Here is a 21,085-nt window from a genome sequence, read left to right as displayed (position 1 = left end):
ATCTTCACCTAAAAAATTTTCCATTTGGTAAGTTTTTATACAGTGGCCAAAAGTTCCAAAATTATTTGTACAAAAAGTAATCATTATTGGATTGTTCATGTATCGATTCGTATCTTTTGTATCTTTTTAGAACTTTTTTAAATGTAATTGTATAATGTAACATTTCTTTTGTTTTTTTATTTTTTAATATAAATTAGTATCTTATGTTGATATTTCTTGTTTGGTCTATAAAAAAATTATGAACTAGAATGAAACATTCATGACTTTTAATTGTGCATTATAGGCTAATAATGGATAAGTTATATAAATATAATATTTGGCAAAAACTTACTTTTATTTATATAGTCCCAGAAGTTTTAAGTGCCTAATTAAAATGTAAATTTTAAATATTTCTATATGAATTATTCTTGATCATAAAATATGGCATGAAATTCGCTTTATATTAGATAGTTACAGCTTTCTAATTTCATTATGATGTTTTCCATTCGATCAAATAAAAGATTGAATAGAAAGGTTAATAATTTACAAAGAAGAAAGTAGTCCATTGAGAAAGAACTTTTCTTATTCGGATTTAGATGTTACTCAAAAGGATAATATCTTTAAAAAATTAATTAAGTAGGTAGGAACTTGAAATTAAAAATTTTTAAGCTCGCAATTCTAAGTCTGGCTATTACATCAGTTTCTTGTGCTTTCGCCCAAACGCCTGCGCAACCAAACAAAATATTACACGTTGCCTATGAAGCCCCAGATGATGGTTTTGACATGGTTAAAACCACCAATTTTTATAGTGCCAGTATCGCGGAAACCATATTTGAGCCTTTACTCAAATATGATTATTTAGCTCGTCCAGTACAGTTAGTTCCATATACGGCTGAAAGCCTGCCTAAGGTTGAACAAGACGGTAAAGTTTATACATTTAAAATTAGGCCCGGTATTTATTTTACCAATGACCCTGCTTTTAAAGGTAAACGCCGTGAGCTAGTAGCTGAAGACTACGTCTATACAATTAAACGCATTTTAGATCCTGAAAATAGGGCACCTTCAGTTTCTTTTATTGAGGGTAAATTATTAGGTGCAGATGCAGTTGTAGCTCAAGCAAAGAAAACGGGAAAGTTTAATTATGCTACTCCAATTACTGGGGTTAAAGCACTTGATCGATATACTTTACAATTTACTTTGACTCGCCAAGATTTTAATTTTCCTTATATTCTTGCCTATATTACCTTTGGTGGCGTTGCAAAAGAGGTTGTTGACTATTACGGTGACCGTATCGGTATGCATCCAGTTGGTACCGGACCGTACATGCTAAGTAAATATGTACCGAGAAGTAAGGTCGAATTAGTTGCCAATCCTGATTATCGAGGTTTTGTCTGGAATTTTAAGTCAACAGGCACGCCGTGGGATAACCAGCTTATTAAAGAAATGAGCGGTAAGAAAATGCCCCAAATTGGTAAGGTTGTAGTCAGTATTATTGAGGAACAACAGTCACGATGGTTAGCTTTTCAGTCTGGTCAATTAGATTTTGACAGACTTACAGCAGATGCTGTTCCTCAAGCTTTAGATGGAAATCAACTTAAGACTTCTTTTCAGAAAAGGGGAATTAAGCATTTTCCAAATAAAGAACCTGAAATGACCTATACGATGATGAACATGCGTGATCCGGTCATTGGTGGTTTTAGCCCAGAAAAGATTGCACTTCGTAGAGCAATTACGTTGGCATATAATCAAAAAGAAAGTATAAGACAGGCTTACAAAGGCCAAGCTGTTAGAGCAGAAATGTTCATACCTGAAGGTGTAAATGGATATAACCCCAAGTACAGAAGTAGCGTAGGGTATAATCCATTATTGGCAAATAAATTACTTGATTATTATGGTTATAAAAAAGGGGCTGATGGCTATCGAAACTTGCCAAACGGAAAACCTTTGGTTTTAAAAATTAATAATGAAAATAGTTCAGCATCGGTTATTCACTCCGAACTCTGGAAAAAAAATTTAGACGCGATTGGTATTCGCGCAGAATTCAAAGTGAGTAATTTTGCAGATAACTTAAAGGCTGCAACTCAATGTAAATATATGATTTGGAGCGGCGCATGGATTGCTGACTATCCTGAAGGAGACAATTTTGCACAATTACTGTATGGACCAAATGCTGGTCAGGGAAACCATGCTTGTTACCAGTCTAAAACATATGATGCCCTTTATAATCAAGCCACTCATTTACCACCCCAACAACGTCTACCATATTATGAAAAGCTTAACCGCCAGATTGAAGCTGATAATCCCTGGATTATTCATGTAACGCGAATTCGTAATTGGTTGATACGGCCACAAGTTCAGGGTTTTAAACCTCATCCAATAATGAACACAAACTGGCAATATCTTGATATTACCCCTGATAAAAAATAATTTTAGATAAAGATAAATATGACTGAAAATTTAATAAAACAGCTCAAGCATTGTGGTGTCAGTTTTTTACTTGCTAGCATGGCATTAACTGGTTCTACAGCTCTATGTGCTAAAAGCCCAGCCGATCCCAATAAAGTTCTACGTTACGTATTCCCGACAGCAGAAACAGGTTTCGACCCAGCTTATATTCATGATCTATATTCAGCACATGTAACCACTTCAATATTTGAAACTTTATATACCTATGACTACTTAGCAAGGCCAGCAAAACTTGTTCCGAAAATAGCCACAGCCATGCCAGAAGTCAGTCCCGATGGTCTGACTTATACCATTCACATAAAAAAGGGTATTTATTTTACACAGGACCCTGTTTTCAAAGGTAAACCACGAGAATTAACAGCCAATGATTATGCGTACTCTTTTAAGCGTTTATTGGACCCGAATTTACGTTCTCCAAATAGCTGGTTGCTAGAGAACAAAATTGAAGGTATGGATGCATTAATAAACGCAGCCAATAAAACTGGAAAATTTAACTATGACCAAAAAGTAATTGGTTTACAAACACCAGATAAATACACCTTGGTGATTCGTTTAGTTAAGCCAGATTATAACTTTCCTTTGTTACTGGCACATGACCCTACAGGTGCGGTGGCACGTGAAGTCATCGAAAAATATAAAGATAAAGCAGGTTATGTAATGGGCCATCCTGTAGGGACTGGACCTTATGTACTCAGTAAATGGGTACCAGCATCACGAATTGTTTTAAAAGCGAATCCTGATTTCCGTGGTTTTACTTGGAACTTTGCTGCCAGTAGCCCTGAGGATGAGGCAATTGTAAAACGCCTTAAAGGTAAAAAAATGCCTCAAATAGGCACAATTGATATTCAGGTTATGGAAGAAAATCAATCGCGATGGCTGGCATTTCAGCGTGGTGAAGTTGATATATTTCAACTTGAAGGTCAACTGATCGCAAAAGCAATTAAAGACGGTAAATTAAGACCTGAACTTGCTAAAGAAGGTGTGCAGCTATCTCGTATTGTTGATCCTGAAATTAGCTATATCTATTGGAACCTTAAGAATCCGGTCGTTGGCGGAATGAGTAAAGAAAAGATTGCTTTACGCCGCGCAATAGCAATGTCTCGTTCAATAGATCAAGAAATTAAATTAGTAAGAAATGATGATGCTCAGCGTTTAGATTTTCCAGTTCCACCAGGGGTAGTGGGTAACGATCCACAGTATAGAAGCAGTACGCCATATTCCGTGAAAGCAGCAAATTTACTATTAGATCGATATCACTATAAAAAAGATGCCTCAGGTTGGCGTACACAGCCAAATGGCAAGCCTCTCGTCATTGAATATATGGCGCGCAATGACAGTATTGGGCAGCAAAGTGCTGAGCTTTGGAAAAAGAACTTTGATAGTTTAAATATTCGCATGGTCTTTAAACCCATGCTTTTTGCAGACCTCATTCGAGCGCAAAAACAATGTGAAGGTATGTTTGGTTCTTCTGCATGGATCGCTGATTATCCAGATGGGGATAATTTTATGCAGAATTTTTATGGACCCAATACGCATATGACGAACTGGTCTTGTGGTTCGACACCAGAGTTTGATCAGTTATATCGTCAGACACAACAAATGCAAGCAGGTCCTGAGAGAGATGCGCTTTATCGAAAAATGACACGTTTATTAGAAGTGTATATGCCTGTTCAGGTCTCTTATGCACGCTATCGAAATATGCTGGCTCAACCACAAATCATTGGGTATAAAAAGCATCCAATTTTACATGCTGAGTGGATGTATTTTGATATCGATACACATACTAAATCTAATCATTAAATGAAAAAAATTGGAGATATGATGAAAAATAATGCATTGAAAATGACAACTTTATGTATGTTGACCATAGGTATAAGTCAGTTTGCAACGGCAGAGACAACACGTCCTACTTTGCCATTACTTAAAGCACAACAGCTCCCAGCATGGTGTGATGCTAATTTAAAAAAGATTCAACAGCAGATTACTATTTTTGAAAAAACGCCTGTTAAAGATAATGCAGCAGCAGCACCTATATTGGCAAAATGGGATAAAATTTTTGCGCATTTTGAGGATTTTTCAGGTCCGATAAGTCTATATAGTAACGTAGACCCAGATGCAAAATTACGTAAGGCAGCTGAAGACTGTGAAATCAAAATTAATCAGTTTCACACTGATATATTTCAGAACCCGAAGCTATATAACTTAATTAAAAATACACAAGCAACAGACCCAATTGACCAAAAATACCGCCAAGATATTCTAGATCAGTTTGAAGACACAGGTGTTCAACTTGAACCAGTAAAGCGTGCACGAATGAAGGCCATTCTGGATGAGTTGACCAAACTCGAACAAGAATATGCCCGTAATGTCCGTGATAATCCGGAGAAACTTGAGTTTACTCCTGAAGAGATGAAAGGCTTACCTCAAAGTTATATTTCAGCATTAAAGAAAAATGCTAAAGGTAATTATTTATTAGGTTTTGAATATCCTGAATATCGCCCTTTTATGGAGTTAGCAGATAATGATGATGCCCGAAAAAGATATCAAATTGCCTTTACTCGACGTGGTACTGAGCAAAATTTAAAACTACTCAAACAAGCAATTGATTTGCGTTATGAGCTTGCGCAGTTATTTGGAAAAGCAAGTTATGCAGATTGGGTTTTAAAAGATCGTATGGCTAAAACGCCTGAGGCTGTAAATCAATTTTTAGCAGAAGTCCAAAAAACAGTAGCACCACTTGAACGTAAAGAAGTCGAAGAACTCCGTGAATTTAAAGCACAAACCTTAAAAACCCCATTAGAAAAAACCGAGATCACACGTTGGAGTGAAGCTTACTGGAGCGAAAAACTTCGTAAGAATAAATATCAGATTGATCAGGAAAAACTTCGTGATTATTTCCCAACTTTAGCTTCTCAAAAATGGTTATTTGCCATTTCATCTGACCTTTATGGCATTGATTTTAAACCTGTCAAAGTTAAAGCATGGCAGGATGAAGTTGAATATTACGATGTAGTTGACAAAAAAACAGGAAAGCTTCTTGGCGGCTTATATATGGATAAATTTCCTCGTGAAGGAAAATATGGCCATGCTGCCGTTTGGGGAGTATACGGTGGCAGCACTTTAACCAATCGATTACCAGTTTCAGCATTAGTCACCAATTTTAACCGTAAAGGTTTAAACAGTGATGAGCTTGAAACTTTTGTTCATGAGTTTGGTCATGCTTTACATGGCATTTTATCAAATACACGTTATGCCAGTCAGTCAGGAACATCCGTAGAGCGTGATTTTGTAGAAGCACCGTCTCAAATGTATGAAGAGTGGGCACGCCGTAAAGAGACTTTATCTAAAGTGGCCGATTATTGTGATCCAGCATGTCCACGTGTTGATGACGAACTAATTGCCCGTTTAAAAGCTGTACATAACTATGGTCGTGGCTTGCGCTATGCGCGTCAGACTCTTTATGCACAGTACGATATGTCATTGCATACTGCCGATGCATTAAAAGTAAAACCTTTAGAAAATTGGCAAAAAATGGAAGCTGCTACAGCCTTAGGTTATGTACCAACAACAGAATTTCCTGGGCAGTTTGGGCATTTGATGGGCGGTTATCAAGCAGGTTATTACGGCTATATGTGGTCTGAGGTTTTAGCTTTAGACATGCTTTCTGCCTATGGTGACAACCTTAATAACCCGCAAGTTGGACAGCGTTACCGCCAAACTATTTTGTCGCAAGGTAGTCAAAAGCCGGCAGCTGAATTAGTTAAAGATTTCCTTGGCCGTGAACCTGATAACAAAGCGTTCTTTAATGAAATTACCGGACAACGGGTTAAATAAGGAATTATTACTATGCTGGCATATGTTATTCGGCGTTTATGGCAGATGGTTCCAACCATGTTGGGGGTAGTCTTACTTATTTTTATTCTTTTTAACTGGGTAGGTGGCGATCCTGCTTATATTTTAGCGGGCAAGATGTCTAATCCTGAGCAGATTGAAAACATTCGTAAGCAGCTAGGTGTCGATCAGCCTTATTACGTTCAGCTCTGGATTTTTATTAAGCAGATTCTCACTTTTGACTATGGTGCAAGTTGGAGTACTGGCGAACCTGTTTCTCAAATTATTTTAACCCGATTAGGACCATCGCTCACACTTTTAATTCCACTGACTATATTGCAGACGGTTATTTCAATTATTTTGGCATTAGCTGTTGCTGCGGTACGGGGATCTCTAACTGACCGTATGGTCATGATGTTATGTACCATCGGCATGTCGATCAGCATCTTAGTTTACATTATCGTTTTTCAATATGTTCTTGCGTATCAGCTAAGTTGGTTTCCTGTACAAGGCTGGAGCGATAGCTTTACTGATAATTTATTTAAGTTTGCCTTACTACCGATTCTAATCATGCTGGTGGTGAGTATTGCACCGACTTTACGTTTATATCGTAGCTTTGTGCTTGATGAAATTAATCAGGACTATGTTCGAACAGCACGTGCTAAAGGTGTAGGTGAAAGCCGAATTTTAGGTGTACATGTACTGAGGAACGCTTCAATTCCTATTATTACCGATGTGATGTCAACTTTACCTGCATTGCTCATAGGCGCATTTTTAATTGAACGTTTTTTTGGTATTCCCGGGATTGGTCGAGAGGTGATTATTGCAGTTGAGCGGAGTGATTTTCCTGTTATTAAAGCAATTACAGTTTACATCGCAGCTGCAACCATGATTTTTAACCTGATTGCCGATTTGGTCTACAAAGTGGTTGATCCACGTGTACAGTTGAAGTAGGTGGGCTATGCTGAGCGTTTTATCAAAAAGAAAACAACAAACAAAAGCCGAAGCTCATTCATCTGGCCTGTGGAAACTTGCCATGCGTCGTCTTCGGGCTGACAAGATCGCAATGTCATCGCTAGTGATTGTATTGCTTTATTTTATTATCTTAGTTCTATCAATGACGGGTGTGATTGCATCTGACTGGAATAAAGAGGTTGCAGTAAGTTATGCACCACCTACATTTATAGGCGCAGATAAGACAACAGGTGCAGGGCAAAATGCAGCATCGATTGAAGAAGAGTTACCGATAAATCCAGTTGATCCTTTAAAAGATGTAATTCACCAACTCAAGGCTGAAATTAAACAAGAAAAGAGCGCTGGAAATGCAATTGATTATTATGGTGTAGTTGACCCTTTAGCTGATGATATGAAAGCAATTGATCAGCAGCTGGGAGGACATTTACTTGATCAGCAAAGTGAACTTAAAAGCACACTTATATTTGGAGCTGACAAATGGGGACAAGACGTCCTTAAAAAGACTATTAAAGGTGCTGAAACATCAATTATTGTTGGGGTGATATCCGCTTTACTTGCGGTAGGCATCGGTACACTTTTAGGCGCAATTTCTGGATATTTTGGTGGTTGGGTTGATGACATTCTCAACTGGTTTTATAACATTTTTACTTCAATTCCATATTTATTATTAGTGCTTGCTATTGCTGCCGTACTTCAACAAAAAGGCATTTTATCCATTGTTCTGATTTTAGGTTTAACGGGCTGGACGGGTATTTATCGTTTAATTCGTGCCGAATATATGAAACATACTGCACGTGAGTATGTTCTTGCTGCTAAAGCAATTGGCGTTGGACACTTTCGCCGTATGTTCATTCATATTTTCCCTAATGTCAGCCATATCGCTTTGGTCCAAATGTCAATTTTGGTGGTGTCTTTCATTAAATCTGAGGTCATCTTGAGTTTCTTGGGCTTTGGTGTACCAGTAGGCGTAGTGTCTTGGGGGAGCATGTTAAATGAAGCACAAAGTGAACTTCTTTTAGGTAAGTGGTGGCAGCTTGTCGCAGCCTCTGTCGCGATGGCTGTTTTGGTAACGGCATTTTCAATGTTTACTGATGCACTTCGTGATGCATTAGATCCAAAACTAAAATAAGAGGAAGATCCAAATGATCGAACAAGAAAATAAGAATGCGCCGTTATTGCACGTTAAAAATCTACGAGTAAGTTTTAAAGGTGAAGATAAACAATATATTGAAACCGTAAAAGGAATTAGCTTTGACATTCCAGAAAATACCACGGTTGCTTTAGTAGGAGAGTCGGGTAGCGGCAAATCGGTTACTTCTTTGGCAACTATGGGATTACTGCCTGTAGGTCAGAGTAAAATTGATGAGCAAAGTAAAATTATATTTGAAGGTAAAGATTTGCTCAGCTTATCTCGTACAGAGATGCGTAAAATTTGTGGCAAAGATATTGCGATGATTTTTCAGGAACCGATGTCATCATTAAATCCTGTTTTTACGGTTGGCAATCAAATTGCAGAAGTGTTGTGTTTGCATATGGGATTGAGCCGTAAACAGGCCCGACAACGCGTTTTAGAGTTGCTTAAAGAAGTAGGTATTCCTTCACCTGAAACTAAAATTGATGCCTATCCAAACCAACTTTCGGGTGGTCAACAACAACGTGTCATGATTGCTATGGCGATTGCGTGTGAGCCTAAATTGCTGATTGCCGATGAGCCGACTACGGCACTTGATGTCACCATCCAAAAACAGATTATTGATTTACTCGAGTCATTGCGTAAACGCCGTCAAATGTCGATGCTTTTTATTACTCACGATTTAGCATTGGTCGGTGAAATTGCAGATAAAGTTATTGTGATGCGTCATGGGGAGATTAGAGAGCAAGGTGCTGCTGAAGAGGTTCTTGAACAGCCTAAAGATGTATATACGAGAGCTTTGCTCTATTGCCGACCGCAAATGTCACAACGACCTTATCGTTTACCAGTGACGAGCGATTTTATGCGTCAAGAAGACAACATCTTGGTCGAACAAAGTTTTGATGCTTCAGAAATTCCCGAGCGCAAACGTGGCTTAAATGGTGATGAGCAAATCATCTTAGAAGTAAAAGATCTGAAAAAAAGTTTTTATAGTCGTAAAGGTCTATTTGGCAAAGAAGAGTTTCAGGCAGTTAAAGGAGTTTCTTTTAAACTCGCTAAAGGAAAAACCTTGGGTTTAGTCGGTGAGTCAGGTTCAGGTAAAACGACTGTTGGACTATTACTCATGCGCTTACATCAGGCATCTGGTGGGCAGGCTTTCATCGAAGGTAAAGATATTCTTTCATTAACTGAAAAAGAGTTTGCAAAATATCAGCGAAAGATTCAGATCATTTTTCAAAACCCATATGCCTCTCTTAACCCACGTTTTACCATTGGGCAAATATTATTAGAGCCTATGCAAATTCATGGTATTGGTAAAGATGATGCTGAGCGCAAACAAATTGCGCTTGGTTTACTTGATAGAGTCAATTTACCTGAACAAGCTTATTATCGATACCCGCATGAGTTTTCGGGTGGACAGCGTCAACGTATTGCGATTGCACGTTGTTTAACATTAAAACCTGAAATTTTGATTTGTGATGAATCAGTTTCTGCGCTCGATGTTTCAGTCCAAGCGCAGGTACTTAACTTATTACAAGACTTACAAGATGAGTTTGGACTCAGTTACATCTTTATTTCACATGACTTATCGGTTGTGAAATATATCTCTGATCAGGTCATGGTCATGAATCATGGTGAAGTTGTGGAAATTGCCAATTCGGATGAGCTCTATGCACATCCTCAACATGATTACACTAAACGTCTATTGCAGGCGATTCCTCAAGGGATTCAAAACATTTCATAAGCGTAAAGTTATGTCGTTAAGGGCACTTTCGAGTGCCTTTTTATTTGGTTTATTGCCTAAATGCTTATAAAATAACAGAAGTAAATATAGAGTATTTTATTCTTGCTATGTGTGCCAACTTTAAACCTTTAACTCTTGCTCAATTACAGCAACTTCAGTTGCCTGTGGTTGGCTTTAGTTATGCCGAAGAGGTTTATCCTGCGGGAACAATGCCACTATTATTCAAATCACCACAAGGTCTTGAATGGCGTGAAGTCATGTTTGGCTTGGTTCCAAAGTGGGCTGAAGATACCAACATAGCGAAACATACCTACAATGCCCGTCATGAAACGATTTTCCAAAAACCGAGTTTTCAAGAGGCTGCTCTTAAATGTAAGTTTGGTGTAATCCCAGTGACCGTGTTCTATGAAAGTAAATATATAAATGATAAGCCGGAACGATGGGGTGTACGCCGTAAAGATGGGCAAGCTTTTTTCATTGCAGCGATTTATGAAATTTGCAAAATTAATGAGACGGTTATTCGTTCTGCAAGCATGTTAACTATGGATGCCATCGACCATCCCATGATGAAAGACTTTCATGAACCAGGCGATGTAAAAAGATCAGTGATTGTGATTCCACATGACCGACTAGAAGAGTGGTTAAGTTTAGAATCACCTGATATTTCCAGCTTTATCGAAGGCTTTCCGGTTGAAGAATTTGAATGCTCTCATGTGCCAAAAGAAAAAGTTATAAAACCGACACCACAGTTAAGCATGTTTGACTAATCTATCTAAAATAAGATGAGGTTATTGATATCAACTCTGAATCAATAACCTATATTGTTTATTCAATATTTTTACTTAATGTTTGTACTTCAGAATCCTGAGCTAGATAACTTAATTCAATGGGTGAAATAACAAAAGTTGTATTATCTGAGGTCTGTTTAAATACAAAACCATATTCAAAAGACTGGCTACTTTTGTTTGGTAACCAGAATAGATAAGGACATCCTGTATAACTACCATCCCAACCCATTTCTCTTGCTAAAGCTAAAGCTGTATCTGATTTTGCAATAATTTCTTTAAGAGATTCTTTATCTCTTGTTGAAACATCACCATCATCATCTGCAAATGTTTGAAGGAACTCATTTAAGGGAGTAAGTTCTTCCCAGTTACGTTCTATTGTCGAGAAATGATATCCATATAGCATCATGTGCACTTTCTTCCATCTTGTTATTGTGTGATTGAACATAGCAAGAAATACATTAAAAGGAAATGGATGGATCTGATTTAAGTTGTTTATTTTTCATAACTTATAGATTGTTTTTTGTACATAATGATGGTTTTTTTAACATCATCATTTTTCATATTAACTATATAGTGTACACACAAAATTTTGTTCATCTAATCATTAAGATAAATTACTTTTTTAGTAAATCAAACTGTTGGCGAATATTGAATTGTTCATAATTCACCTATAATAGAAATGAAACTATGTAGAGCATATTTATGTTTATAACAACTACACGCCCACAAGATACTTTGATTAATCAGCTTCTTCCAGTTTTGGAACAAGCGAGTCAGATCCTATTACAAGAATATCAAAATTATTCTGCGGGTTATGAGTTTACTATTCATGAAAAACAAGACGATTCACCTGTAACTCAAGCAGATTTAAAAGTGAATCTTTTCATATTAAAGCACTTGGCAGAGATTACCCCAGACTTGCCAGTTTTGTCTGAAGAAAGTGATTATAGTGCTCGCCATGACTGGTCTACGTGTTGGATGTTAGATCCGCTTGACGGAACTAAAGAGTTTATTCATGAGCGTGATGAATTCACGATAAACCTAAGTTTGATTAAGGGTAAAGAGACGATATTTTCAGTTATTGCTGTGCCATGTGAACAAGTCGTGTATTTAGGATATCTGCAAGATTTACCTTTTAAATATAGTTTTAGTCAAAAGCAGTGGTATCAATATCAGATAACTTCGCCTTCGCCAGATGCACCTATACAAATAGGACTTAGTCACGGCAGTAAAAATCCAAAATATCAAAAATTTATTCAACCTATCGAAAAAGAACATAATATTATTCGAAGAGAAGCTGGGAGTGCCTATAAATTTTGCATGATGTTAGAAGGTGAAATAGATATTTACCCGCGATTTCATCCCACTTCTGAATGGGACACAAGCTCTGGTCAAGGTTTGTTAGAGAGTATGGGGGGTGGTTTACTTACTCTTGATGGAAAACCTTTTGAATATAACCAGAGGCATACGGTTTTAAATAAGGGCTTTATCGCATTTCGTGATCAGGAAAGCAAAAAAATAGCATTTGAAGCATTAGCCCAATCGGGTGTTATAGATTGAGAGTTATGCCAGACATGTTATAGTGGCAAAGTATTGAAAAAAGATGACAAGATAACAATGGCACTCGATTTATTGCCTAAAAGTATGTTTGAAGCAATTGATTTATTGCCCGATGCTTCAACTCCCGTGACCTTATTTACGCGCCATTCTCTAAGAGAACTTGTGGACGGGCAGGGTTTAGCAGGATATGACCTCCAACTTACTCCTCAAGGGCGTGAGCTTGCGCAGGCATGGGGTAATTATTTAATTAAAAATACAGATCGTGTTATCCAGCATTGTATTTCAAGTCCAATACAACGTTGTGTCGATACGGCTGCGCTCATGATTGAAGGGGCTGATGATGTAAGTCCCGAATCTAATACGCATACCATTGAAATTATTGAGCAGGGACTACTGGTTGAACCCGGTAGCTTTGTACTAGATATACAGCAAGCTGCTCCTTATTTTAAAAAACAAGGCGCTTTGGGTTTTATTAATAGTTTTGTTAATAATGCATTACCTGGCATGAAACACCCCATTACTGGTGTTCTAGACGTGCTAGAGCTTATTTATCATACTCATCCGAAAACTCAAGGTGGACTTAGTTTAGCTGTCAGTCATGACACTATTATTGCTGCGATTGTTGCTGTAATTTCTGGTGAAAATAAAATTAAGAAAGAAGATTGGCCTGAAATGATGGAAGGTTTATTTGTATGGTTTGAGGGCGAAGAGTTTCCAAATTGCAAATTAAAATGGATTTGGAGAGGTAAGGCCTATGAGCTGAATGTAGCCAAATTTAACACAGGGCTATAAGCTCAAAAACGATAGGTAATAAAAAAAGCCCAATAGGGCTTTTTTTACATGCTTCAATTAGTTAGCTAACGCTTTAACTTGAGCATTTAAACGGCTCTTATGACGAGCAGCTTTATTTTTGTGGATGATGCCTTTATCAGCCATACGGTCGATTACAGGAACAGCTTTTTTGTAAGCTTCTGTAGCAACAGCATGATCACCACCAGCAATTGCACTTAAAGTACGTTTGATGTATGTACGAACCATAGAACGCAAGCTTGCGTTGTGTTTACGTGCAGTAACGTTTTGACGCGCACGTTTTTTAGCTTGAGCAGAGTTTGCCACTCTTGCACTCCTTGAAAATAAGTTGGTCTGGGCGGGCTGTGGTCAATCCAGTAAACTGGTGCAACCATCACCAGCCCGTAAACAAGTGCCATATTGTGATGAATAGACACCGTGAAGTCAAGCCTTGAGAGCATTTTAAGCGGTTTTAGGGGCTGCTAAAACCGTAAGAAAAGGTTAAATTTGATACAAACTTAAAGAGGGTTGGATAAAAAATGACTATAAGTACGAAAAAAGCAATTGTGATAGGTGCTACAGGACTTGTGGGTTTAGCTCTTGTCGAACAGCTTGAGCAAACACCAGAATTTGAAGAGATTACTGTTGTGGTAAGAAAAGAATCACAACTACTTAATACATATAAAAAAGTTAATCAGCTGGTTATAGAAGATTTCTTAATGTTGAATGATGAAGATGTGAACGGTCATACCCATGCATTTAGCTGTTTGGGAACAACATTAAAAAATGCAGGCTCAAAACAAGCCTTTTACGCTGTGGATTATGAAATCAATGCTCATTTGGCAGATTTGGTACAAGATAAACATATTCATTTATTGTTAGTGAGTGCACTTGGTGCAAATGCCAATTCACCGATTTTTTATAATAAAGTGAAAGGACAACTAGAAGATTATATTGAAAGCCTACAACTCGAGAAATTATCTATCTTTAGACCATCTTTACTTATTGGTAAACGCAGTGACGTACGATTCATTGAAGATTTAGGGCAAAGTCTATTTAAATTTATTGAGAATAAATTACAAAAACCATTCAAATATAAACCTGTAACTGCAGAGCAATTGGCTCATACGATGGTCGTAGCGGCGCTAACGCAAATTGAAGCCTTTAAACGATATGATAATCTGAGCATACAGAAAACTCGATAAGGGAGAATAAAAGTGTCGACAGTGCCATTTGTAACATGTGATTTATTAGATGATAACCCTGAAAAAGATTTACAGGTTGTAATTCCTTCAATGGATGGAAAGTTCTTTCAAAGCTATGGTGCACGTAAAACTTTTGGGGGGCAGGTTGTAACAGTAAAGTGCTTTGAAGATAACTCACGTGTAAAAGAGTTATTGGCAACAGATGGTACAGATAAAGTATTAGTTGTGGATGGTGGCGCATCTATGCGCTGTGCACTTATGGGTGATTTGATTGCTGAGTCAGCAGTTAAGAATAACTGGAATGGTGTCGTGATTTACGGTTGTGTACGAGATGTAGATGCGCTTGCAACTTTGGATTTAGGCGTACATGCATTGGCTGCAATTCCGCAAAAAAGTAATCGTAAAGGCATTGGTGAAGTAGATATTAATTTGTATTTTGGTGGTGTCACAATTCAATCAGGTGATTTTATCTATGCTGATAATAATGGAATTGTGATTGCAAAAGAAAAATTAGTCTAATTCTCTAATATAAAGGAACGCATGATGGTGATTCATCAAATTAAAGTACTTCAAGCAGTTGCATCTGCAATTGCTGAAGGTGGTAGGGGCGTAACAGGCACTGCTTTTCCTCAGCAACCTGTAAAAGCTTTGAAACTATATGAATTTGAAGGTTCACCATTTTGCCGCCGCGTTCGTGAAGTGATTACACTTTTGAATCTGGATGTCGAAATTTATCCATGTCCTAAAGGCGGAACAAAGTATCGTTCAGTTGTAAAAGAAAAAGGCGGGAAATTAAAATTTCCTTTTTTAATTGATGAAAATACTGGTGATGAGTTATATGAATCACAAGATATTATTCATCATTTATTTAAACACTACGGTAAGACTGGAAAGACACCTGAGAAATTTTCGAGTTACCCGAACATGCCGTATGTGGCATTTGCAGGGACCATATTAAATGGTGCTCGTGGAGTTTGGATCAATAAAAAAATTGTTGATAGAGCTGCGCCTGAGCAAAAACTTGAGTTATGGAGTTTTGAGGCAAGTCCTTATTCAAGAGTCGTAAGAGGTTTACTCTGTGAACTTGAGCTTCCATATATTTTGCATAATGTTGCAAAAGAGAGATGGCAAGATATGGGGCCTGCCATACTTCGTTTAAAGCCAGGTAAATATATACCTTTAAAAGATGGTAAAAGAGAAAAAATATTGCCTATTATGCAAGGTAAAATGCAGGTGCCGTATTTGGTAGATCCAAATACTGGAGTGAAGATGTTTGAGTCTGCTCAAATCGTAAAATATTTAAAAAAGCAGTATGGGCGTTAATTAATATGTATTTTAGTAAGAGTTTAAGGCGCTTTACTTAAACTCTTTACAACCTCAGATTTCATTACAAGATGTATGAAAAGAAAATGAGTATGCTAAATTAATAAGGTTAAATACCTAAAAGGCATATTTTATGGAATGTATGAGAATTCAGCCTGTAACGAGCGCTCCTGGTGAAAATGCATTATTTATTGTATTGGGACTGGCTCAAGGTGATTCTGTAATAGAAAAAGTAAAAGATTTTGCTGCTAATTTTTCAGCGCTAACCAGAAGTCTGTCTAATCGTTACCCAGAAAGTAAATTTAATGCGACGTTGGGTTTTAGTTCAAATGCATGGGATATTTTATTCCCAGAGCAAGCGAAGCCTCAAGAGTTACAGCCATTTCAAGAAATTAGAGGCCCGAAATATACGGCTGTCTCAACTCCAGGTGATTTATTTTTTCATATTCGTGCCGATCGTCAGGCTTTATGTTATGAGCTGGGCAATATAATTAATCAACAGCTTGGTAAAGTAACGTATCCAATTGATGAAGTTCATGGTTTTCGTTATTTTGACGGACGTGCAATTATTGGCTTTGTTGATGGGACTGAGAACCCTGAACCCGTTATTGCAGCGCAGTGGGCGTTAGTGGGGAATGAAGATCCTGATTTTATCGGGGGAAGTTATGCTTTTATTCAAAAATATACGCATGACATGGAGAAATGGCGTTCATTAACGGATGAAGAGCAAGAAAAAGTGATTGGGCGCAAAAAGTTCAATGATGTTGAACTTGGTGATGATGAAAAGCCTTTAACTGCTCATAATGTTGTAAGTAAAGCTCATGATGCAGAAGGTAATGAGCTTAAAATTATGCGAGCTAATATGCCTTTTTCAAATCCGTCTAGAAATGAATATGGCACATTCTTTATTGGTTACTCACGTAAATTTAGTACAACCCGACAAATGCTTGAAAACATGTTTTTAGGCAATGAGGATGGTAATCTTGATCGGTTGCTTGACTTTAGTACTGCCCAGACTGGTACATTGTTTTTTGTACCAACTGTCGATTTTCTTGATGATTTAGGCGATGAATAGTCGTTAAATTAGAAGGCTTAAGTCATGGAAGTATTTAGGTTGCTTCTATGACTTAAATTTAAAATTAATATGATGTGATGAAATGTTTAAGAAGATAACTCAGCTTTTTCAAGGCTCAAAACAAGCGCCAGAACAACTTTACTTGCAAGAGAATCAATTAAAATTTGATTCTGAACGAGGACCTATCATTAACGATGTAGTAATTAATGAGAAATGGTCAGAACATCTTGAGTATTTCTCAAACCGTAAATTACAAAATTTTGATAATCTTCAGAAGTTATTCCTCATCACTCCACAAATTAATGAAAAAATTGATCTGGAAATCGCAACCCAGCGCTATGTAGAAAGATTAGGAAATACACAAGAAAAGCTACTTCAGCTTAAAGCGATTATACAAATATTAAATCAATATTACGTTTTGTTTTTGCGTGATAAATAATCATAGTTAATTGATTAAAAAATATAAAAAGTAGGGCTAACTAGTAGTTTGATTTTCAAAAAAATAACTCAATTCACTAAAAACATCATGCTACTATTAGGCCTATATCTTCTTAGCTGATAAAAGCCATATACATGTTTCAACAAGAAATCTCTCAATTGAATTTACAACAGCTCAAGGCCGGTGAAAAGCGTTGGGTGGGGTCGTTATTAGGTTCATCTGCTGCATTACTATTTAAGGAAATTGCTGTTCAGCATTCGTCTTTACTTGTTGTGGTTGCCAGAAATAACCAGCATGTAGCTCAATTAGAAAGTGAACTTGAATTTTATGGCATAAAACCAACAATTTTCCCTGATTGGGAAATCTTACCGTATGATCGTTTGTCACCTCATCAGGATATTGTTTCAGAACGCCTCGCAATTTTATCTAATATGCCTCAGAAGGGGGTATTGCTCCTTTCAGCAAGCACTTTAGCCCAAAGAGTTGCACCATATTCATGGGTTTTAGGTGAGCATTTTGATATTCGTGTAGGTCAAAAATTTGATTTAGAACAGCAAAAATTACGTTTAGTACAAGCTGGTTATCATCTGGTAGATACTGTTTATGATCATGGTGAGTTTGCTGTCCGTGGCAGTATTATGGATATTTTTGCCTCAGGACAAGAAGCACCTATCCGTATTGATTTGTTTGATGATGAAATTGATACATTAAAATTCTTTGATCCAGAAACACAAAGAACGACTACAGCTTTAAAAAGTTTTACAGTTTTACCTGCAAAAGAATTCCCATTAAAAGAAGCCCGCTCAATTTTTAGAGATCGATATTCTGAACTTTTTCCTACTGCTAATCCTAAGAAAAACCCGATTTATCAAGATGTCTTAGAGGGAATTGCTTCACCAGGAATTGAGTTTTATTTACCATTATTTTTTGATAAAGCACAAATGCAATCGCAAAGTACACTTACAACGTACTTACCAAAGGATTGCATTGTAATTACAACTGATGATGTAGACACTGATTTAACTAATTTTTGGAAAGAAGTTTTCCGTCGCTACGAAGACAGACGTCATAATGTAGATCAGCCAATTCTTCCTCCTGAAGAATTATTTATTGCTCCAAACCATTTACTCAGTGCTTTAAACCAGTTTCCGCGTATGCTTGTAAGTGCCGAATTGGTTGAAGAAAAAGCTGGTGCATTAAATCTTAAGACTGAGCAGCCGCCAAAATTAGCAGTCGATCCAAAAAAGGAAAAACCGTTTACCGTCGTCAAAAAATATATTGATGAAGCAAATCATCCCGTTTTATTGGTTGCAGAAAGTGCAGGCCGACGTGAAAGCTTAAGAGATGGTTTACGTGCTAGTCTGGGAGATATCCCTAGTGTAGACAGTTTTGAACAATTTCAAACGAGTCAGTTTGCGATTGCTATTACAAATGCACCGCTCGACCGTGGCTTAGTTTTAACAGACCAATTAACTGTAATTTCAGAAAATCAGTTATATGAACATCGGGTAGTTCAGCGTCGTCGTAAACGTCAGCAAGAAGTTTCAGAAGAGTTCTTAATTCGCAGTTTGACTGAACTCAGTATTGATGCCCCAGTTGTTCATATTGATCATGGTGTGGGACGTTATGCAGGATTAGTTACTTTAGCAATTGAAGGGCAAGATTATGAATTCTTGCAACTCAATTATGCTGAAGGAGCAAAAGTTTATGTTCCTGTGACTAATTTGCATCTGATCAGTCGCTATAGTGGTGGCGATCCAGATCTAGCGCCACTTCATAAAATTGGAAGTGATGCGTGGAGTAAAGCTAAACGTAAAGCTTTAGAACAAATTCATGATGTAGCAGCCGAATTATTACATATACAAGCACGTCGTCAGTCAAAACCTGGTTTTGGTTTCGAACTCGATCAATCGCTTTATATGCAATTTGCTAGTGGATTTGCCTACGAAGAAACACTCGATCAGGCGAATGCTATTGAAGCGACGCTTCACGATATGCAGCAAGCTAGACCTATGGATCGACTTGTTTGTGGTGATGTAGGTTTTGGTAAAACTGAAGTGGCAATGCGAGCCGCATTTGTTGCTGTGCAAAATGGCAAGCAAGTTGCTGTTTTAGTGCCTACGACTTTACTTGCACAACAACATTATGAATCTTTTAAAGATCGTTTTGCTGATTGGCCTGTGCGTATAGAAGTGCTATCACGCTTTGGCTCAAGTAAAACCCATACAAAAAATATTGAAGATTTAATTGCTGGTAAAGTTGATATTGTGGTGGGAACACATAAACTTTTACAAGAAAATGTGCAATTTAAAGATTTGGGCCTAATGGTAGTCGATGAAGAACATCGATTTGGTGTACGTGATAAAGAGCGTATCAAAGCGTTACGAGCAGATGTAGATATGCTGACGCTTACAGCAACGCCTATTCCACGAACTTTAAATATGGCTTTTTCGGGAATGCGTGATCTATCTATCATTGCTACACCGCCAGCCCGTCGTTTAGCTGTTAAAACCTTTGTGCAAGAGCATACAGAAGCCTCTGTGAAAGAGGCGATTCTGCGTGAGTTACTACGTGGTGGACAAGTATATTTCTTACACAATGAAGTTGATACGATTGAACGGGCTGCTGAAAACATCCGTGTTCTTGTGCCTGAAGCTCGTGTGGCAGTTGCACATGGGCAAATGAGAGAAAGAGAGCTCGAACAAGTGATGCAGCAGTTCTATCACAAAGAGTTTAACGTATTGGTATGTTCAACCATTATTGAAACCGGAATTGATGTTCCAAATGCCAATACAATTTTGATAGAAAGGGCCGATAAACTTGGTTTGGCTCAATTACATCAATTACGTGGTCGTGTAGGGCGTTCACATCACCAGGCCTATGCTTATTTGTTAGTTCCTTCTATAAAACACTTAAAAGGCGATGCAGAAAAACGTTTGGATGCAATTCAGCGAGCTTCCACTCTCGGTGCTGGCTTTATGTTAGCTACAGAGGATTTAGAAATTCGCGGTGCTGGTGAGCTTTTAGGTGAACAACAAAGCGGTTCAATGCAGGCAATTGGATATAGCTTGTATATGGAAATGCTTGAAAAAGCCACTAAGGCAATTCAGCAAGGTAAAACACCGAATTTTGATGCACCTTTATCGCTGACTGCGGAAATTAATTTACATATTCCGGCATTGATTCCAGATGAATATTTAGGAGATGTGCATCAGCGTTTATTGTTCTATAAACGTATTAGTAATACAGACACACAAGAAAAACTCGATAATATCCGTATGGAACTTATTGATCGTTTTGGGGTTCCTCCGCAATCGGTTAAACATTTGTTTACTGTCCATCAGATTCGCTTGAAAGCCGAGCAACTGGGTATCACAAAAATCGATATTAATACTCAAGGTGGTAATATTGAATTTTCACCTGATACACCTGTTCAAGCGATTAGCATTATTCAGCTGATGCAGAAGCATCCGACCTATTATCGTATGGAAGGCGGACAGCGTTTAAAAGTTATGGTTCAGTTAGAAGAACAGGAAAAACGCATTCAATTTATTAATGATTTATTAGCTAAATTATTAAATGAATTACATGCTTAAATAGTGTTTCAAAGTGATTTTAATCTCATACAAATTTTTTAAAAGCTGATATCAGAATTTTATGCACGATTTCTCGGATCACAGGAGGAATAAGTGCATAAAATCATTGTTATTTGTAATCAAACCAGCCACTAGCAATACTCACATCAAAACTGATGTGATAGTATTAGCCATTATTGTTTA

17 protein-coding genes are annotated in these 21,085 nt (G+C 37.4%); 15 read left to right on the top strand and 2 right to left on the bottom strand.

Going from position 1 to position 21,085, the window contains the following annotated elements:
• Window positions 1-627: 627 nt before the first annotated feature.
• The 7 genes from QLG01_RS14805 to QLG01_RS14775 all read left to right on the top strand — a co-directional run bounded on the left by QLG01_RS14805 (window position 628) and on the right by QLG01_RS14775 (window position 10,894).
• Window positions 628-2,406 carry an ABC transporter substrate-binding protein gene (locus QLG01_RS14805; protein ID WP_005304768.1) on the top strand — a complete coding sequence of 593 codons (1,779 nt, stop codon included), beginning with the start codon at window positions 628-630 and terminating at the stop codon, window positions 2,404-2,406.
• A gap of 18 nt (window positions 2,407-2,424) precedes the next feature.
• Window positions 2,425-4,245: an ABC transporter substrate-binding protein gene (locus QLG01_RS14800; RefSeq protein WP_282496831.1), complete on the top strand. Its 1,821-nt coding sequence runs from the start codon at window positions 2,425-2,427 to the stop codon at window positions 4,243-4,245.
• Window positions 4,246-6,279 carry a M3 family metallopeptidase gene (locus tag QLG01_RS14795; protein ID WP_282496830.1) on the top strand — a complete coding sequence of 678 codons (2,034 nt, stop codon included), beginning with the start codon at window positions 4,246-4,248 and terminating at the stop codon, window positions 6,277-6,279. It begins immediately after the preceding gene.
• Between the two features lie 12 nt (window positions 6,280-6,291).
• Complete coding sequence (locus tag QLG01_RS14790) at window positions 6,292-7,230, top strand: ABC transporter permease (protein ID WP_174740294.1); 939 nt, start codon at window positions 6,292-6,294, stop codon at window positions 7,228-7,230.
• A gap of 7 nt (window positions 7,231-7,237) precedes the next feature.
• Window positions 7,238-8,380: an ABC transporter permease gene (locus QLG01_RS14785; RefSeq protein ID WP_282496829.1), complete on the top strand. Its 1,143-nt coding sequence runs from the start codon at window positions 7,238-7,240 to the stop codon at window positions 8,378-8,380.
• Window positions 8,381-8,393: 13 nt separating this feature from the next.
• Window positions 8,394-10,127, top strand: coding sequence for an ABC transporter ATP-binding protein (locus QLG01_RS14780; RefSeq protein WP_282496828.1), 1,734 nt, complete (start codon window positions 8,394-8,396; stop codon window positions 10,125-10,127).
• A gap of 107 nt (window positions 10,128-10,234) precedes the next feature.
• Window positions 10,235-10,894 (top strand): SOS response-associated peptidase family protein, encoded by a 660-nt coding sequence (locus QLG01_RS14775; protein WP_282496918.1) that lies wholly within the window; start codon window positions 10,235-10,237, stop codon window positions 10,892-10,894.
• A gap of 58 nt (window positions 10,895-10,952) precedes the next feature.
• Here the strand turns inward: QLG01_RS14775 and QLG01_RS14770 are convergent, their stop codons facing one another.
• The gene (locus QLG01_RS14770; protein WP_004792677.1) at window positions 10,953-11,321 is read right to left on the bottom strand and encodes a hypothetical protein; all 369 of its coding nucleotides are present in this window, start codon (window positions 11,319-11,321) and stop codon (window positions 10,953-10,955) included.
• Between the two features lie 296 nt (window positions 11,322-11,617).
• Here QLG01_RS14770 and QLG01_RS14765 point away from each other — a divergent pair, with 296 nt between their 5' ends.
• Complete coding sequence (locus tag QLG01_RS14765) at window positions 11,618-12,475, top strand: 3'(2'),5'-bisphosphate nucleotidase CysQ (RefSeq protein WP_282496827.1); 858 nt, start codon at window positions 11,618-11,620, stop codon at window positions 12,473-12,475.
• Between the two features lie 57 nt (window positions 12,476-12,532).
• Window positions 12,533-13,267: a histidine phosphatase family protein gene (locus QLG01_RS14760; protein ID WP_151962710.1), complete on the top strand. Its 735-nt coding sequence runs from the start codon at window positions 12,533-12,535 to the stop codon at window positions 13,265-13,267.
• 57 nt (window positions 13,268-13,324) lie between these two features.
• Here QLG01_RS14760 and rpsT read toward each other — a convergent pair whose 3' ends face one another.
• Entirely contained in the window at window positions 13,325-13,591 is a 267-nt protein-coding gene (gene rpsT, locus QLG01_RS14755; RefSeq protein WP_004792670.1) for a 30S ribosomal protein S20, read from the bottom strand.
• A 212-nt stretch (window positions 13,592-13,803) separates the two neighbouring features.
• Here rpsT and QLG01_RS14750 point away from each other — a divergent pair, with 212 nt between their 5' ends.
• The 6 genes from QLG01_RS14750 to mfd all read left to right on the top strand — a co-directional run bounded on the left by QLG01_RS14750 (window position 13,804) and on the right by mfd (window position 20,902).
• Window positions 13,804-14,469, top strand: a complete 666-nt coding sequence (locus QLG01_RS14750; RefSeq protein WP_282496826.1) for an NAD(P)H-binding protein — start codon at window positions 13,804-13,806, stop codon at window positions 14,467-14,469.
• A gap of 12 nt (window positions 14,470-14,481) precedes the next feature.
• Window positions 14,482-14,988 (top strand): ribonuclease E activity regulator RraA, encoded by a 507-nt coding sequence (gene rraA / locus QLG01_RS14745; RefSeq protein ID WP_005304796.1) that lies wholly within the window; start codon window positions 14,482-14,484, stop codon window positions 14,986-14,988.
• Window positions 14,989-15,009: 21 nt separating this feature from the next.
• Window positions 15,010-15,792, top strand: a complete 783-nt coding sequence (locus QLG01_RS14740) for a glutathione S-transferase N-terminal domain-containing protein (protein WP_151822719.1) — start codon at window positions 15,010-15,012, stop codon at window positions 15,790-15,792.
• 142 nt (window positions 15,793-15,934) lie between these two features.
• On the top strand, window positions 15,935-16,867 hold the full coding sequence (locus QLG01_RS14735; RefSeq protein WP_107880363.1) for a Dyp-type peroxidase: 933 nt from the start codon (window positions 15,935-15,937) through the stop codon (window positions 16,865-16,867).
• Between the two features lie 82 nt (window positions 16,868-16,949).
• Window positions 16,950-17,306 (top strand): hypothetical protein, encoded by a 357-nt coding sequence (locus QLG01_RS14730; RefSeq protein ID WP_199942155.1) that lies wholly within the window; start codon window positions 16,950-16,952, stop codon window positions 17,304-17,306.
• Window positions 17,307-17,440: 134 nt separating this feature from the next.
• Window positions 17,441-20,902, top strand: a complete 3,462-nt coding sequence (mfd, locus tag QLG01_RS14725) for a transcription-repair coupling factor (protein WP_282496825.1) — start codon at window positions 17,441-17,443, stop codon at window positions 20,900-20,902.
• The last annotated feature ends 183 nt before the right edge of the window (window positions 20,903-21,085 follow it).

It is taken from the genome of Acinetobacter sp. V89_4 (assembly GCF_029967875.1).
GTDB lineage: Bacteria > Pseudomonadota > Gammaproteobacteria > Pseudomonadales > Moraxellaceae > Acinetobacter > Acinetobacter oleivorans.
This window is presented reverse-complemented; position numbering and strand designations above follow the sequence as displayed.